We start from the raw sequence: 16,510 nt of genomic DNA on the forward strand, positions 1-16,510 counted from the left end.
ATTTTTTTATGATTGCTGTTCTAGTACCACGCCCTGCCGCGCGATATGCCGCCGGTATTGCCCCGGCGTAAAATAAACGCATGAAAAGATGAGCCGTCTGCAATGCACTGAGGTAAGTGCGTGCGGGCGGCTTTGCGTTACGTTGCATGGCGCGAGAAATCCGCGACACCGCGGAACGAGCCCAAGCAACGCCAAGCGAGAGAGCAACGAGAGAGAAGATCGAACCATGCTGGAACCATATGTGCGCCCGGGCATCGATGATCGCCCCGATTTGGATAAGGCGCTGAGCCCGGAAGACAAGGCCGCAGTAGCCCGACTGGCTATCAAAAACCGTCGCCGCCCGCCTGAGGCATCCGCCGATCAGCCTGAAGCCCAGGCCGTGCGCCTCGCGGCATCCAGCACCGCTACCGCGGTCGCCGCCGCCGCCAGCGTGGATGCCCCCGCGCCGGATATGGCCTCCGCCTACCTCGATATGCGCGACCCGATGGTGGCCGCCAACGGTGAAAAGCCGGATGCCCGCAAGGTCAGCCGCCTCAACTGGGGCTTCTTCGCCGCATCCATCCTCGTCGGCGCTCCATGGGTTGCGTTGAACACCATCGCCTTGCCCAATGCCGTGGCCCGACTGTTCCATTACGACACCACTGAGTTGCAGATCACCATCAACCCGGTGACAGGCCGCCCATTCCCCGTGGCCACCGAACTCGCCATGCCGCTGGCCGTGCTGGTGATCGTCGGCGTGGTGGCAGCGGCCCTGCTCACCCCGCTGGTCTCCGCCTTGTCCGACCGCACGCGCACCCCGTTTGGCCGCCGCACCCCGTGGATGGTGGGCGGCGGCATCCTGTGCGCGCTGTTCACCTTGGTGCTGGGGCAGGATACCAGCATCGTGGTGATGTGCTTCTTCTGGGTGCTCATGCAATTCGCCTATGCCATGCTCTCCGCGCCCCTGGCCAGCGCGATCAGCGAGCGTGTGCCGGATAAATTCCGTCCGCGCATCGAACGCTGGCATGGCATCGGTGTGATGCTCGCCCAGGCGCTCGGCGTACTGCTCGCCGCGTTCGGCGTGATGTTCGACTCCTATTCGCCGTTCATCTACACTGCGATTCTGTTCGCTATCTCCGGCATCGCGTCAGCATTGATTTTGCCGCGCGAGCCCTCCAGCACCGAACTGCCGCGTCAACGGTTCGACAGCGGCCAGGTACTTGACCAGCTGCGCCCGCCGACCGCTGCGCCTGCATTCGCCCGCGTCTTCACCGCCCGAGCCTGCATGATGACCGGCGTTGGGCTGACCAGCGTATTCCTGTGGTACCTCGTGCGCTTCTGGGTGTATGGCAAAACCGTGCAATTCACTTCCGCTCCGCTGACCATCCCCGCTGGATTCCTGATTTCCGCAATGGCTGTGGCCACGTTGATCGGCGCCGCCATCGCCTCCTGGTCCGCAGCCCCCATTTCCGAGGCTATTGAAGCGCGCGGCATCCGCACCTCCACCGTGGTGGCCGGCGCCTGCCTGACCTATGCGATCGGCCTCGCTCTGGCCTGGGGCCTCGGCGTCTGGTCCACCGGCACCGCACGCGAAAACGGCATGATCATCTTCGCGCTCATCTCCGGCTTTGCATTCGGTATTTACGATGCGCTCGGCTTGGAGCTGGTGATGGATTCACTGCCCGACCCGCGCAACGCCGGCCATGACCTTGGCGTATACGCGCTCGCGAACTCCGCTGGTCTGGCGCTCGCCGCCATCATCGGTGCCATATTGGTGAACGCGTTTGCCCACTCTTTCGGCTACTACTTGCTCTTCCCGGCAGGCATCGTGATGGTGCTGCTCGCCGGCATCGTAACGCTGATCGGTGCCGAAAAAATCGAGGAAACCAAAGAATAAGACAGCCGAATAAAACCGGTTCGAGTACACTGGTCTCCAGTGCGAAAATGCGGGGGTGTGCAGCAGATGCACGCCCCCGTTCGCGTATCGCGATGATGATGATTGTTTGAGGCGATGCGCGATATGTGACGAACGAACCGATGGAGGCGAACAATCATGGTTGGCATGCGCGACGTGGCCAAGGAAGCGGGAGTATCCGTAAGCACAGTGTCGTTGGTGGTGAACGGCACCGGCTATGTTTCCGATGACATGCGCGCCAAAGTTGAGGCGGCCATGCATGAGCTTCATTACATTCCCAATGAACTGGCGCGCAACCTCTACCGCAATCGCACCAACACCATCGGCGTAATCGTGCCGACCATCCTCCATCCGTTCTTCGCCACGCTCACCGCGCATCTGCAGCGCGAATTCGCCAAACGCGACCTCAAAACCCTACTGTGCTCCACCGCCGACGCCGCAACCGGCGAAAGCGAATACGTGAACATGCTGCAACGGCACATGATGGACGGCATCATCATGGCCGCCCACACCGAACACCAGCCTGATTACTGGACTTCCATCAACCGTCCGATTGTGGCATTCGACCGCATCCTGGGCGAAGGCGTGCCCTCGGTGCGTTCCGACCATGAGGCCGGCGGCCGAATGATCGCACGCCAACTCATCGGCTCCGGCGCGCGGCATGTGGTGCTCGTCGGCGGCCCGCGCTCGCAGTTCGCCGAAGGCACCACTTTCCCCACTGTCCGCTACCACCTGACCGTGGAGCAGATGACGGCTGAAGCCGGCATTGCCTGCGACTATGTGGAAGCCGGTTCCGTCACCGATGTCGTGGCCCACGAAGCCACTGCCGCCGCGATATTCCAGCGGTATCCCGACGTCGATGCCATCGTCGGCTCCGATGTGGTCGCTGCGATGGCGTTGCAGGAAGCTGAACGCCGCGGCATCAATGTGCCTGATGAGCTGCAGATTATTGCGTACGACGGCACTATGGCCGCCGAGTTGGCAGGTAAGCGACTGACCATGGTGCGGCAGGATTTCGCGGGCATCGCAGCGGCGCTCGCCGAGCAGATGGACCAGCAAATCGAAGCTGAGAATGGATCGGAGCGTAGTGGGCAAGCCGGCGAACCGAGCAATGCCAGCGAATCCGCACAGCCCGGGCAGGTAGTGCCGGTATCCTTCATCGCCGGCGAGACCACGCGGTAGGTTTTATTCGCCTTGTCCACAATGTGAACCCTTGCTAGATTGGCGGGCAAAGCGAACCTATCTTAACTTTCCAGTTCGGGTCATACGGACTCGCTCGATACCGAAAGGAGGCCACGCGATGACTGGATTCAATGCTTCTGCGTTTGTATCCGCACGAATTATTAGCCCGTCTTCGCTGGCGGACTAATTCGGCATGATGCTTGAAGCCCCGTCAACGAAGGCAGGGCCAATCAAGCTGACACAATCGGTAAGGCCCTGCAAGTTGCGGGGCTTTTTTGTTGCGCTCACAAGGCTTAGGCAAACCCCGCAGGACGGAAACAGCGGGCAGATAGCAAGCAGTAACAAGTAAGACAACAGAAGCAATGCAGTGTGAAACATACCGTGGAACACTGCGGAACAGTCGCCCTGACAAGTTGGGTTAGCGCAGGGTGAGAACCAACAGGAGCAATAATGACTGCAGCTCTCGAAGAGACTGGTCTGGAACAGACGGCCAGCGCAGCAAGCGCAGCGGCTGGCAAGGCCGCCGCCATGGTCCGCGATTCGGTCAAAACCGTGATCGCAGCATCGATGGTCGGCACCGCCATTGAGTTTTATGATTTCTACGCCTACGGCACCGCCGCGGCAAACTACTTCCCGCACATCTTCTTCTCCGACAAGGCCAACCCGACCGTGGCCCTGCTGATGAGCCTGCTGACTTTCGCCATCGCCTTCATCGCCCGTCCGCTCGGCTCGCTGGTGTTCGGCCACTTCGGCGATCGCATGGGCCGCAAGACCACGCTGGTCGTCTCGCTGATGACCATGGGCGTCGGCACCTTCCTGATCGGCTGCCTGCCCACTTACGAACAGGCCGGCGTCTTCGCAGTCGCTATCCTGTGCCTGCTGCGCTTCGTGCAGGGCATCGGCCTGGGCGGCGAATGGTCCGGTGCCGCTTTGGTGGCCACCGAGAACGCACCCGAAGACAAGCGCGCACTCTACGGCTCCTTCCCGGAGCTCGGCGCACCGATCGGCTTCTTCCTATCCAACGGCACCTACTTCGTGCTTGAATCCTTCAATGATCAGGACGCCATGCTCTCCTGGGGTTGGCGTGTGCCGTTCCTGCTCTCCGCAGTGCTTGTGATCATCGGTCTGGTTGTGCGCGTGCACATGGAGGAGACCCCGGTCTTCCGCATGGCTCAGGAGCAGAAGAAGGTCGTCAAGTCCCCGCTGACCGAGGTCTTCCGCAAGTCCTGGCGCCAGGTGCTGCAGGCCACCTTCCTCGTGGCTGTGACCTACACGCTGTTCTACACGCTCGCCACCTGGTCGCTCGCATGGGGCACCAAGGATACCGCGAACGGCGGTGGCAACCTGGGCTTCACCAACCAGGAGTACCTGCTCATGCTCATGATCTCCATCTGCGTGTTTGCCCTGTTCATCGTGCTCTCCTGCCTCTACGCGGATAAGCTCGGCCGCCGTCGCGTGCTCACCTTCTCCTCCTGCGCACTCGTGGTCTTCGCCCTGCTCTTCCCGTTCCTGCTGGACGGCCAGCTTGTGGGGCAGAAGAACTTCGCCGCCAACATGGCCTTCCTGTGCATTGGCTTCGCGCTGATGGGCATCGCCTTCGGCCCGATTGGCGCCTTCCTGCCTGAGCTGTTCGACGCCAACGTGCGCTACTCCGGCTCCGGCATCGGCTACAACCTGGCCGCCATCGTTGGTGCCGCCTTCGTGCCGACCATCGCCACCTGGCTGTCCCACAACTGGGGCGTGCACTCCGTGGGCCTCTACCTCGGCGTGATGGCCGTGTGCTGCCTGGTCTCCGTGCTGACCTGCAAGGAAACCAAAGACGTTGACTTCACGAAGTGACTTTTCCTTGGCCCCCTCTGATGAGGGGGCTGGCAGCGGAGCTGACTGGGAGAGAGATCATAAGCCTTTCACCCCATGGCAGCTTTCCGCACCCCCAGTGAAATCACCCAAATTTATAACTAAAAACTGGTTCGCAGCGTGAAATTTTTTGATTCCACAACGTGAACCCCTTGAGGGCTTTTCCAAATCAACAGGACTAAACCTGCATATCGGAAAAGCCCACAAGGAAAACCAAAGAAGATTTCTGCAGCGCACGAGCGCAATGCAGTAAGTAATACTCACCCCATAAATAAACAATAGATATAAAGGAGCGCCAAAATGGCAGCAACTATCTGGTACGAGAAGGACGCCGATCTGTCCGTGTTCGATGGCAAGAAGGTCGCCATCCTGGGCTACGGCTCTCAGGGCCACGCTCACGCACTGAACCTGCGTGACTCCGGTGTCGACGTGGTCGTCGGCCTGCGTCCTACCTCCAAGTCCGTGGAGTTCGCCAAGGAGCAGGGCCTGGAAGTCAAGTCCGTCCCGGAAGCCGTCGCTGAGGCTGACGTCGTCATGATCCTTCTGCCTGATCAGTACCAGGCAGCCGTCTATAAGAAGGACGTTGAGCCGAACCTGAAGCCGGGCGCTGCTCTGGCCTTCGCTCACGGCTTCAACATCCACTACGGCTACATCAAGCCGTCCGCCGATCATCCGGTCTTCATGGTTGCTCCGAAGGGCCCGGGCCACATCGTTCGTCGTGAGTACGCCGCTGGCCGTGGCGTCCCGGTTGTCGTCGCTGTTGAGCAGGACCCGGACGGCAAGACCTGGCCGCTGTGCCTGGCTTACGCCAAGGCTCTCGGCGCTCTGCGTGCAGGCGCCATCAAGACCACCTTCACCGAGGAGACCGAGACCGATCTGTTCGGCGAGCAGGACGTCCTCATGGGCGGCATCAACCACCTGTGCGACATGGGCTTCGACGTGCTGACCGAGGCTGGCTACCAGCCGGAGATCGCTTACTTCGAGGTGTTCCACGAGCTGAAGATGCTGGTCGACCTCGCTAACGAGGGTGGTCTGAACAAGGCTCGTTGGTCCTGCTCCGACACCGCTCAGTACGGCGACTACACCTCCACCGTCATCACCGAAGAGACCAAGAAGCGCATGGAATACCAGCTCAAGCGCATTCAGGACGGCTCCTTCGCCAAGGAGTTCATGGATGACCAGGCTGCTGGCGCTCCGAAGTTCAAGAAGCTGCAGGAAGAGTACTCTCACCCGCACCTCGAGACCGTCGGCCCGAAGCTGCGCGCTATGTTCTCCTGGAACAACGACGCTGCCAAGGACAAGGACGAGACCGAGTCCTTCAACGGCAAGATCGCTCGTACTCAGGTTCAGTGAGACTGAGCGGCAGTAGCCGCTGAACGTATTGCGAAAAAAGGCCGCCATCTCGTTGCACTAGATTGTGCGCGGGATGGTGGCCTTATTGATATGTTTCATTGTGCTTTTCGGGCGATTGATTTTGCGGTTGTGTCTTCTGCAGCGTGCCACGAGATTGTATTATGAGCGGTTTCGTAATCGTGTACCACATCACCGTGTCACACGATTGTATGTGCGCTGCTTTTGCGTGTTTGTGACAAGCAGAATGGCGTAATTTCGTTAGCTCTTAGAGATTGCTCATAAAGTCGCGCGGTACGATGTCGCGTTGCCGCGGTTTTTTCGATTACGTACCGCCGAATATCATCTCGACCTTCCATAAATCGTCCGCATCATAAGAAAATGTCCAAATGCGCGCAAAAGTCAATTAGTGAACTGGCTCACGTTGTGGACGGCAGCCCAGCGCGCGCCGGCTTCCCGATAGGATAGAGCTCAGTTTCCGGGTCGCGCTCACAAGGCTCCACCCGCCACGCTTGAGATAGTCCGGCAAACCGGACGCCCAAACGCGCACATCATGCGCAACCAACAACACCGTGTGCCGGCAAGAATGACGGTACGCAAGCTTTTTTAAAGGAGTGCTCAATGGCTGCACAAATCTGGTATGAAAACGACGGCGATCTCTCCGTGCTCGAAGGCAAGAAGGTCGCCATCATCGGTTACGGCTCTCAGGGCCACGCTCATGCGCTGAACCTGCGTGACTCCGGTGTCGACGTGGTCGTCGGCCTGCGCCCGACTTCCAAGTCCGTGGAGTTCGCCAAGGAGCAGGGTCTTGAGGTCAAGTCCGTGCCGGAGGCTGCTGCCGAGGCCGACGTCATCATGATTCTGGCTCCGGATCAGTACCAGCGCAACATCTGGAAGGACGACATCGAGCCCAACATCAAGCCGGGCGCTGCCGTCGCCTTCGCTCATGGCTTCAACATCCACTATGGCTACATCAAGCCGTCCGAGGACCATCCGGTCTTCATGGTTGCCCCGAAGGGCCCGGGCCACATCGTTCGTCGTGAGTACGCCGCTGGCCGTGGCGTGCCGGTCGTGGTGGCCGTCGAGCAGGATCCGCGCGGCGATGGCTGGGCTCTGACCCTGGCCTACGCCAAGGCTCTCGGCGCTCTGCGCGCTGGCGCCATCAAGACCACCTTCAAGGAAGAGACCGAGACCGATCTGTTCGGCGAGCAGAACGTGCTCATGGGTGGCGTGAACAAGCTCGTCGAGATGGGCTTCGAAGTCCTGACCGACGCCGGCTACCAGCCGGAGATCGCCTACTTCGAGGTCTGCCACGAGCTGAAGATGCTCGTCGACCTGATGAACGAGGGTGGTCTGAACAAGGCTCGTTGGTCCTGCTCCGACACCGCTCAGTATGGCGATTACACCAACACCGTGATCAACGAGGACTGCCGCAAGCGCATGGAATACCACCTGCAGCGCATCCAGGACGGCTCTTTCGCCAAGGAGTTCATCGACGATCAGGATGCCGGCGCCCCGCACTTCAAGGAGCTGCAGGAGAAGTACTCCAACGAGCGCATCGAGACCGTTGGCCCGAAGCTGCGCGCCATGTTCTCCTGGAACAAGGACGGCGTCAAGGACGCCGATGAGGCCAACTCCTTCACCGGCAAGATCGCTCGCGCCCAGGTTCAGTGAGCTTAGTTGATTAGAGCATGATATAAAGGCCGCCGCCCGGATTCGTTCGGACGGCGGCCTTGATGCATTATTGACTTGGCAGTAGCGCGGATTACTCGATAATCCAGGCGGAGGTATCGGTCGGGAGCTTGCCGTCGGCGGTGAGCGGGCCGGAGGCGAGCACTACCTCGCCTGCGGGCAGAGCCAGCGGAGTGGCGCCGAAGTTGGTCACGGAAGTGAACGTGCGGCCTTCGGTTGCGGTGCGCGTGTACGCCACTGCGTCATCGCCCATGTCAACCTGAGCGGCAGTCGTATCGCGCGTGGCGGTCAGCTGATGCTGGCGAATCTCAAGGGCCGTGCGGTACAGGGTGTACATCGAATCCGGATCGGCCTGCTCGACGTCGGCGCAGTAATCCTTGAACCACAACGGCTGCGGCAGATGCGGGTCTGCGGCCGGGGTCCTGCCGTCGGACCAGACGGCGGGGGAGAAGCCGAACGACGCTCCCGTGCCGAACTGACCGGCTGCGCACAGCGGCACATGATTTTCACCGGTGCCATCGTCGGCCGGAATCGGCAGGCTGAAATCAGCAAGCTTCGGCTCATCGGAAGCAGTCCACGGCAACGGCACGCGGCAGCCATCGCGGCCCTTATCCATCGTGGCCTGATTGGTGTGGAACGCGGTCGGATCCTCCAAATGATCCCACGGAATATCGGCAACCTCGAACAGGCCGAGCTCCTCGCCCTGGTACACATAGGCGGCACCGGGCAAGCCGAGCTCCATCAGGGCGGCGGCGCGGGCGCGGCGGGTGCCCAGTTCGCGATCTTCGGGGTATGTGGTGCCGTTGCGAAGCAGCCAGTCGTGCGGCAGCTGGTGGTATGGTGCGCCCTTGACCTGCGGCAGGCCGTAGCGGGATGGGCTGCGCGGCACATCGTGGTTGTTCATCACCCACGTGGTGGTGGAGCCATTGGTTTCGGCGGCGGCCTTGAGACCAGAAGCGATAGCCTCGCGGAACTCGTCGGCGAACCAGTTGGCCTCGGCGAAATCGAAGTTGAAGGACTGGCCCAGCTCGTCCATCGAAGCGTACAGGTGCTGGTGCTCGGGAACCACCCAGGCCTCGGCCACGGCGAAGCGCGGCGGATTGTATTCGTTGAACACCTGGCGCCATTCGCGGTAGATGTCGTGCACTTCACGGCGGTCGAACAGCGGGTGGGAGAAGTCGTGGCAGAGCACGCCGACTACGTTGTATTCGCGGCCGAGTTCCTCGAGTGGCTTGGATTCGAGATCCTTGGCCAGACCGTGGGCCACGTCGATGCGGAAACCGTCGGTGCCATGGTCGGACCAGAAGCGCAGCGTCTTCTTGAACTCCTCGTGGATGTCCGGGTTCTTCCAGTTCACATCAGGCTGGGCCTTGTCGAACAGGTGCAGGTACCACTGGCCGTCCGCCACACGGGCCCAGGCCGAGCCGCCGAAGAAGGATTGCCAATCGTTCGGCGGCAGCTCGCCGTTCTTACCACGGCCTTCGCGGAAGATATAACGGTTGCGCGCGGGGGAACCAGGCTCGCTGGCCAGTGCCTCCTGGAAGAAGACGTGCTTGTCTGAGGTGTGATTCGGCACGATGTCGACGATGACCTTGATGCCGGCGGCGTGCGCGGCCTTGACCATCGCGTCGAAGTCTGCCATGGTGCCGAGGCGAGGGTCGACGTTGCGGTAATCGATCACATCGTAGCCGCCGTCGGCAAGGTCGGACGGATAGAACGGAGACAGCCAGATGGCATCCACGCCGAGATGCTGGAGATAGTCCATCTTTTCGGTGACGCCGGCGATGTCGCCGAGACCGTCGCCGTTGACGTCCTTGAAGCTGCGCGGATAGATCTGGTAGACGACTGCCTGCTTCCACCAGTCGTCATTGAGGTTGTTGGCGGTCATGTGGGCTCCTTTTGCGTGGTGTGCGATAGAGGCTGCGTTTGATTATGGCTGGATAAGTGCGAACGTGCTTCGTTGCTTATGTCATGACAACGATATCATGCAAATGTGAAAAAGAGAAATAAAGTATTATTAAGCGTTGCGTGGCAACGTAGTCAGAATGTTGTTGAATAGCTAAGGTTACGCGCGTGGTGGCGCGGTGGTCTCGCGCAGCATCAGCGGCGCATCCGGCTGCTGGAACGCGGGCTCGATTGGCTTACCGGCAATGGCGTCCAACGCCATCTGGCCTGCCGCGGCACCCATGGCGAATGGATCCTGATGCAGCGTGGTCAAGCCCACGGCCTGCGCCAGATCCAAATCGTCGAAGCCCACGATGGAAACATCCTGCGGCACTTGGCGACCGTATTGGCGCAGACGGAACAGTGCCGGCAGCGCCATCTGATCGTCCTCAAAACAGAAAGCGGTCACGTCGGCCGGAGCGGTAAGTACCGCATTCAATACTGCGCTGGCTTCCATTTCGTTGCGCGGCACCTGCAAATGCGTCACCGTCACATTTGGATGTGCGGAAGCGGCGTCAAGCAGACCCTGCAGTCGCGCCTCGGCGCTGTATTTCATGCTGGTCACGATGGTTTCGCCACCCACAAAAGCGATATGGCGGTGGCCGAGGGCTATCAGATGCTCGATTGCGGAGCGCGTGGCGGCGCGGTCGTCAATGCTGACTCCTGCGTCGAATCCGTCGGTGGAGGGGATATTGATGCCGATGATCGGCACGTGCATATGCTTGAGGCGCTCGACCTCGGCAGGCTCGATGTTGAAAGAGCTGACCACCACGGCGTCCGCATTGCGGCGTACAGGCAGGTCCGCGAAGAATGCCTGGCGCTCGCCCGCGTTGCGCATAGGGTAGGGGACCGTGTCGTATCCGGCGGGGCGCAGCACCGAGTCAAGACCGGCGAAAATATTGGCATTGAACCATGTGGTGATGGTTTCGCTGGCTAGCAGCGCGATGCGGAATGACTGCCCGGATTTCAGGGCGGCTGCCGAACGGGAGATCGAGTAGTCGAGCTTTTCGGCGGCCGCCATTACCTTGTCGCGAGTTTCGGGGAGCACTAGATCGGGCTTGGCGAAGGTGCGGGACACGGTGGATACGGAAACGCCGGCTTCGCGTGCCACTGCCTGGATGCTTGCCTTGGTCATAACCGCCTCCGCTCATCTCATTGTCGATGAATCATTCGTGACAACGATATCATAGCGGCTGAAGCGGGCCTTTATGGCGGTATCTGCGTGATTGAGTGTTACTTGCGTTCGCCTCGCATCACGGCGGCAAGCGATTGCACGCGCGGCAGATTGAAGACCTCGCCGGTATGCACCACATGTTCATGCTCGTCGGCCAGCGGTACGCGCCAGTTCGAGTATTCGCTTGAGGTACCTGGCTGGTTCTGCGTGCGATGCTCGCCCACGCCATCCACCAACGCCGCCTGCAACAGCAGGGAAGGCGTATCGGTAAGCATCGCATGCATCGCCTCGACGATTTCCTGAATATGATTCGGCACATCGTCCGCCACGGACTGCTCGATGTATCCGCTGGCAACCAGGCGGTTCATCATTGCCGTGCGCTCGGCCAGCGCCGAAGCCGCAAATGATTCCACCGGCTCACTCAGCAGATGCAATTTCTCGCGCAACTGCACGTGCTCGAAGTTCAGGTAGCCGGCGGTCGGCGGCAAATCATGGGTGGTGACCGAGGCCAAGGCCTGCCGGCGGTATTCACTTGGCTCCTTATACGGGTCGCCGGCATTCGGCGAATCGTCCACGCGCGCGAACCACTCCACGTCCGTGCCGAGCACGCCATGGTCGGCGAGAATACGACGCACATATGCCGGCACGGTGCCCAGATCCTCGCCGATGACCATGCCGTTTACGCGTGTGGCCTCGATGGATAGCACGCCCAGCATCGCCTCGTGGTTGTACATCACATACGCACCATTCTTGGCGCCGAGCCCCTGTGGAATCCACCACAGACGGAAGAGCCCGAGCACATGATCGATGCGCACGGCCCCGGCATGCTCGTACATCGAATGCACCATTTCCCGGTACACCTGGTATCCTGTGGCTTCAAGCTGGCGTGGATTGAACGGCGGCTGGCCCCAATCCTGGCCCTGCTGGTTATAAAAGTCCGGCGGGCATCCCACCGTGACCGAACCGGTGGCGAAGCGCTCCGGATTGGCCCAGGCGTCCGCGCCGAGACCATGCACGCCGACGGCCATATCCTGCATAAGGCCCAAAGCCATGCCGTGATTCAGCGCCGCGTGCTGCGCCTCGTTCACCTGCTCGGCGGCGATCCATTGCAACCAGCGGTTGAACTCAAACAGGTCGTGGTGCTCGGCCACCAGCGACTGCACGGCCGGATCATCGATGCGCTTTTCAAAGAACCATCGGTTCTCTCCCCAAGGCGCGCCCCAGATTTCGAAGCACACGCACCACGTGGCGAAGGAGTCGAGATCCGGGCCGGCGGCGGCTTTGAAATGTTCGAATTCGAGCTCACGCTTGGCATTGCGGCCGGCGTCGAAGATCAGGCGCAAGGCCGGGCGCTTGGCTTCCCATGCCGCATTGATGTCCATTGGCGTGGACTCATTATTGCGAGCCGCCACGGAATCATGCAATGCGTCCACCTGTTCACGAACGTCGGCCGGCAAGGCGGTATATTCGGAAATATCCTGCGGGCGGATATAGGTTACGTTCAGGAATCGGCGGGATTCCGGCAAATACGGCGAAGGCTCGAGCGGCGGGATCGGCGCTCCGGCGTGGATCGGGTTGATCAGCATGAAATCAGCGCCGGACTTCTCGGCGGCGTCCTGCGCGAGCCGCTTCAAATCGCCGTAATCGCCAATGCCCCATGATTCGGGGGAGCGTACGGAATACATCTGCACCATCCAGCCCCACCGCTGATGTTCCACTACCGCTTTCGGCACCGGGATGCGCTCGGGCGCATTGATGATGGTTGCGGTGGCGTGACGCTCGCCAGCGTCGACGGTGAGCGTATGGTATCCCATCGGCAGGTCGGTGCTTAAGGTCAGGCTCAGCCTGCCTGAATTGAGATTGGGAATAAGGACGATTGATTCGTAGACGCTGCCGTCTTCCAAGGTGACGGTTGCGTTGACGTCGGTGTCGGCTGGACAGTTCAGTTCGATGGTGGTGGGTTTGCCGCAGGTGGTGACGATGGTCGGGTTCAGCAAACGTTTGCTGTTTTCGTCTTCAATATGTGCGATGGATTGCTCGATGGCTTCATCGCTGGAGGCATTGATATCAAGGGCCTTCAGCACGGCGACCAGTGCCGCGTCGCTGATTTCGGTATAGGTGCCAAGCTGGTCGATGAATGATGTAGCCACGCCTGCGGCCTTGGCGAGCTTGATAAGAGGTCTCGCCAGACGTGCTGGACTCTCGGTGCGCTGGTCACTGTGCGGGGATGCTGCTTCATTGCTGCATGCACCAGTCATGGTAACTCCTTGCTTCTCTGCTGCTTTGCTCTTCGTTTGCATTGCTGCTCAAGGGCCTCTCTGCGTTGAGGTACCGTCAAAATTGGCAAGACAATGGTGAAACGTGCTGATATAAAAGTAACTCAAATTGACAACGATTGCAATAATGCGGAGTTTTGGGAGGGATTGGCGCGTTTGCTTGCCGTGCGTGCCCTTTGCATCTGCTCTTCGCGCCTTTTTTGCGTGCTGCGCCTTTTTTCTTGCGGGATGTGCTGCATGGGGTGCTCAGGGGGGGCTCGCATAGCGAAAAATAGGCTGCGTCAAAACCTGAGCGCAACACGCTCAACTTTTTGTGGGGAATTTGGGAATAGAACTTGCAATCGGGAAGTTGAGTGATGTAGGCTCAAGTTTGGAAGGTCCGAGAACCTACCAAGGAATCCCCAAAGGATTCCCAAGGAACTTGGGCGATAAACGTAAGAACGAATAACAAACAAAAGGAGCACACATTATGGCACGTGCAGTTGGTATCGATCTGGGTACTACGAATTCCTGCATCGCAACGCTGGAAGGTGGCGAGCCCACCGTTATCGTCAACGCTGAGGGTGCACGCACCACGCCGTCCGTGGTGGCATTCTCCAAGTCCGGCGAAATCCTCGTCGGCGAAGTGGCCAAGCGTCAGGCCGTCACCAACGTTGACCGCACTATTTCTTCCGTGAAGCGTCACATGGGTACCGATTGGACCGTCGAGATCGACGGCAAGAAGTGGACCCCTCAGGAGATTTCCGCGCAGATTCTGATGAAGCTGAAGAGGGACGCTGAGGCTTACCTCGGCGAGCCTGTCACCGACGCCGTCATCACCTGCCCGGCATACTTCAACGATGCTCAGCGTCAGGCAACCAAGGACGCTGGCAAGATCGCAGGCCTGAACGTTCTGCGTATCATCAACGAGCCGACCGCAGCTGCTCTGGCCTACGGCCTTGAGAAGGGCAAGCAGGACGAGCGCATCCTGGTCTTCGACCTCGGCGGCGGCACCTTCGATGTCTCCCTGCTGGAGATTGGCAAGGATGACGACGGCTTCTCCACCATTCAGGTGCAGGCCACCAACGGCGATAACCACCTGGGCGGCGACGATTGGGATCAGAAGATCATCGATTGGTTGGTCTCCGAAGTCAAGAACAAGTACGGCGTTGACTTGAGCAAGGACAAGATTGCTCTGCAGCGTCTGAAGGAAGCCGCTGAGCAGGCGAAGAAGGAGCTCTCCTCCTCCACCTCCACCAGCATTTCCATGCAGTACCTGGCCATGACCCCTGACGGTACCCCGGTGCACCTGGATGAGACCCTGACCCGTGCTCACTTCGAGGAAATGACCTCCGACCTGCTCGGTCGCTGCCGCACTCCGTTCAACAACGTGCTGCATGACGCCGGCATCTCCGTGTCCGACATCGACCACGTGGTGCTGGTCGGTGGCTCCACCCGTATGCCTGCCGTCAAGGAGCTCGTCAAGGAGCTCACCGGTGGTAAGGAAGCCAACCAGTCCGTGAACCCGGATGAGGTTGTGGCTGTCGGCGCCGCCGTGCAGTCCGGCGTCATCAAGGGCGACCGTAAGGACGTGCTGCTCATCGATGTGACCCCGCTTTCCCTCGGTATCGAGACCAAGGGCGGCATCATGACCAAGCTCATCGACCGCAACACCGCTATTCCTACCAAGCGCTCCGAGGTCTTCTCCACCGCTGAAGACAACCAGCCGTCCGTGCTGATTCAGGTCTACCAGGGCGAGCGTGAGTTTGCTCGCGACAACAAGCCGCTGGGCACCTTCGAGCTGACCGGCATCGCTCCGGCTCCGCGTGGCGTCCCGCAGATCGAGGTCACCTTCGACATCGACGCCAACGGCATTGTGCACGTCTCCGCCAAGGACAAGGGCACCGGTAAGGAGCAGTCCATGACCATCACCGGCGGCTCCGGTCTGCCGAAGGACGAGATCGATCGTATGGTCAAGGAAGCCGAGGCTCACGAGGCTGAGGACAAGAAGCGCAAGGAAGAGGCCGAGACCCGCAACCAGGCTGAGGCCTTCGCCTACAGCACCGAGAAGCTCGTCAACGACAACAAGGAGAAGCTCTCCGACGACATCGTCAAGGAAGTCACCGAGAAGGTCAACGCTCTGAAGGAAGCTCTGAAGGGCGAGGACATCGAGAAGGTCAAGACCGCTCAGACCGAGCTGATGACCGCCGCTCAGAAGATCGGTCAGGTGCTCTACGCCCAGCAGGGTGCTGAGGGTGCCGCTGGCGCCGCAGCCGGTGCCGGTGCAGCTGGTGCTTCCGCTGGCTCCACCTCCTCTTCCTCCGACGATGACACCGTCGAGGCCGAGGTTGTGGATGACGATGACGACAAGGACAACAAGTGATGTCCGAGTTCAATAAGGACGACTACCTGAACGACCTGCCTGACGCAGACGATTTGGCAGCCTCCTCGGCTTCTTCCGCCGCAGCTGGTGCTGCGCAGGAGAAGCCGGCTCCATCGGCTGGCGACTCGATTCCCTCTGATGAGGGAGCTGGCTCGGCGAAGCCCGCGACTGAGGGAGAGGCCCCGGCGAACGCCGGCGACAAGCAGTCTGGCGAGGGCCAGTCCGCTGCTGAGCACGGCGAAGCTGAGGGAGAGAAGCCGGCTGATGCCGATGGCAAGGCCGCCGGTGACGACACCCTTACTCCGCTTGGCAAGGCCAAGAAGGAAGCCGCTGAATACCTCGAAGCCCTGCAGCGCGAACGTGCGGAGTTCATCAACTACCGCAATCGCGCGGCCAAGGAGCAGGAGCGCTTCCGTCAGCACGGCATCATCGACGTGCTGACCGCGCTGCTGCCGGCCCTCGACGATATCGACCGTATCCGCGAACACAGCGAGATGGATGATTCCTTCAAGGCTGTGGCCGCCAAGATCGACAAGGCGTTCGAGAAGTTCGGTGTCGAGAAGTTCGGTGAAAAGGGCGAGGAGTTCGACCCGACCAAGCACGAGGCCATCCTGCACAAGCCGGATGCCGAGGCTGAAAAGGAAACGGTGGATACCGTGGTCGAAGCCGGCTATCGCATTGGCGACCGCGTCATCCGCGCCGCCCGAGTAGTAGTAGCCTCCCCCCACAACTAATCCATCCCCCTAAAAGGGACTTTGTAAAATCTGCGGCATATATGC

At 60.4% G+C, this 16,510-nt stretch carries 10 protein-coding genes; 7 read left to right on the forward strand and 3 right to left on the reverse strand.

The window, feature by feature from the left end:
* The first annotated feature begins 226 nt into the window (after positions 1-226).
* The 5 genes from CSQ86_RS00740 (at position 227) to ilvC (CSQ86_RS00760) (ending at position 7,957) form a co-directional block, all read left to right on the forward strand.
* On the forward strand, positions 227-1,876 hold the full coding sequence (locus CSQ86_RS00740; RefSeq protein WP_100493255.1) for an MFS transporter: 1,650 nt from the start codon (positions 227-229) through the stop codon (positions 1,874-1,876).
* A gap of 156 nt (positions 1,877-2,032) precedes the next feature.
* On the forward strand, positions 2,033-3,076 hold the full coding sequence (locus tag CSQ86_RS00745) for a LacI family DNA-binding transcriptional regulator (RefSeq protein WP_100493256.1): 1,044 nt from the start codon (positions 2,033-2,035) through the stop codon (positions 3,074-3,076).
* A gap of 450 nt (positions 3,077-3,526) precedes the next feature.
* On the forward strand, positions 3,527-4,915 hold the full coding sequence (locus tag CSQ86_RS00750; RefSeq protein ID WP_165773687.1) for an MFS transporter: 1,389 nt from the start codon (positions 3,527-3,529) through the stop codon (positions 4,913-4,915).
* Positions 4,916-5,233: 318 nt separating this feature from the next.
* Positions 5,234-6,286: a ketol-acid reductoisomerase gene (ilvC, locus tag CSQ86_RS00755; protein WP_100493257.1), complete on the forward strand. Its 1,053-nt coding sequence runs from the start codon at positions 5,234-5,236 to the stop codon at positions 6,284-6,286.
* A gap of 618 nt (positions 6,287-6,904) precedes the next feature.
* Positions 6,905-7,957: a ketol-acid reductoisomerase gene (ilvC, locus tag CSQ86_RS00760; protein ID WP_100493258.1), complete on the forward strand. Its 1,053-nt coding sequence runs from the start codon at positions 6,905-6,907 to the stop codon at positions 7,955-7,957.
* 91 nt (positions 7,958-8,048) lie between these two features.
* Here the strand turns inward: ilvC (CSQ86_RS00760) and CSQ86_RS00765 are convergent, their stop codons facing one another.
* The 3 genes from CSQ86_RS00765 to malQ form a co-directional block, all read right to left on the reverse strand.
* A complete protein-coding gene (locus CSQ86_RS00765) occupies positions 8,049-9,863 on the reverse strand; it encodes a glycoside hydrolase family 13 protein (protein ID WP_100493259.1) in 1,815 nt (604 codons plus the stop codon).
* A gap of 177 nt (positions 9,864-10,040) precedes the next feature.
* Positions 10,041-11,054 (reverse strand): LacI family DNA-binding transcriptional regulator, encoded by a 1,014-nt coding sequence (locus tag CSQ86_RS00770; RefSeq protein ID WP_100493260.1) that lies wholly within the window; start codon positions 11,052-11,054, stop codon positions 10,041-10,043.
* A 98-nt stretch (positions 11,055-11,152) separates the two neighbouring features.
* On the reverse strand, positions 11,153-13,351 hold the full coding sequence (malQ, locus tag CSQ86_RS00775; RefSeq protein WP_165773688.1) for a 4-alpha-glucanotransferase: 2,199 nt from the start codon (positions 13,349-13,351) through the stop codon (positions 11,153-11,155).
* Positions 13,352-13,838: 487 nt separating this feature from the next.
* Between malQ and dnaK the strand changes: the two genes are divergently transcribed.
* Entirely contained in the window at positions 13,839-15,731 is a 1,893-nt protein-coding gene (dnaK, locus tag CSQ86_RS00780; RefSeq protein ID WP_100493262.1) for a molecular chaperone DnaK, read from the forward strand.
* Positions 15,731-16,465 carry a nucleotide exchange factor GrpE gene (grpE, locus tag CSQ86_RS00785; protein ID WP_100493263.1) on the forward strand — a complete coding sequence of 245 codons (735 nt, stop codon included), beginning with the start codon at positions 15,731-15,733 and terminating at the stop codon, positions 16,463-16,465. The genes dnaK and grpE overlap by 1 nt, the downstream gene beginning before the upstream one ends.
* Positions 16,466-16,510 lie beyond the last annotated feature (45 nt).

Origin of the sequence: Bifidobacterium felsineum (genome assembly GCF_002802915.1) — a bacterium.
Classification (GTDB): Bacteria; Actinomycetota; Actinomycetes; order Actinomycetales; family Bifidobacteriaceae; genus Bifidobacterium; species Bifidobacterium felsineum.

Coding starts and splice junctions, on each gene's coding strand:
- CSQ86_RS00750 (WP_165773687.1), top strand. CDS start 3,527: ATGACTGCAGCTCTCGAAGAGACTGGTCTGGAACAGACGGCCAGCGCA.
- malQ (WP_165773688.1), bottom strand. CDS start 13,351: ATGACTGGTGCATGCAGCAATGAAGCAGCATCCCCGCACAGTGACCAG.
- CSQ86_RS00770 (WP_100493260.1), bottom strand. CDS start 11,054: ATGACCAAGGCAAGCATCCAGGCAGTGGCACGCGAAGCCGGCGTTTCC.
- dnaK (WP_100493262.1), top strand. CDS start 13,839: ATGGCACGTGCAGTTGGTATCGATCTGGGTACTACGAATTCCTGCATC.
- CSQ86_RS00745 (WP_100493256.1), top strand. CDS start 2,033: ATGGTTGGCATGCGCGACGTGGCCAAGGAAGCGGGAGTATCCGTAAGC.
- CSQ86_RS00765 (WP_100493259.1), bottom strand. CDS start 9,863: ATGACCGCCAACAACCTCAATGACGACTGGTGGAAGCAGGCAGTCGTC.
- CSQ86_RS00740 (WP_100493255.1), top strand. CDS start 227: ATGCTGGAACCATATGTGCGCCCGGGCATCGATGATCGCCCCGATTTG.
- grpE (WP_100493263.1), top strand. CDS start 15,731: ATGTCCGAGTTCAATAAGGACGACTACCTGAACGACCTGCCTGACGCA.
- ilvC (WP_100493258.1), top strand. CDS start 6,905: ATGGCTGCACAAATCTGGTATGAAAACGACGGCGATCTCTCCGTGCTC.
- ilvC (WP_100493257.1), top strand. CDS start 5,234: ATGGCAGCAACTATCTGGTACGAGAAGGACGCCGATCTGTCCGTGTTC.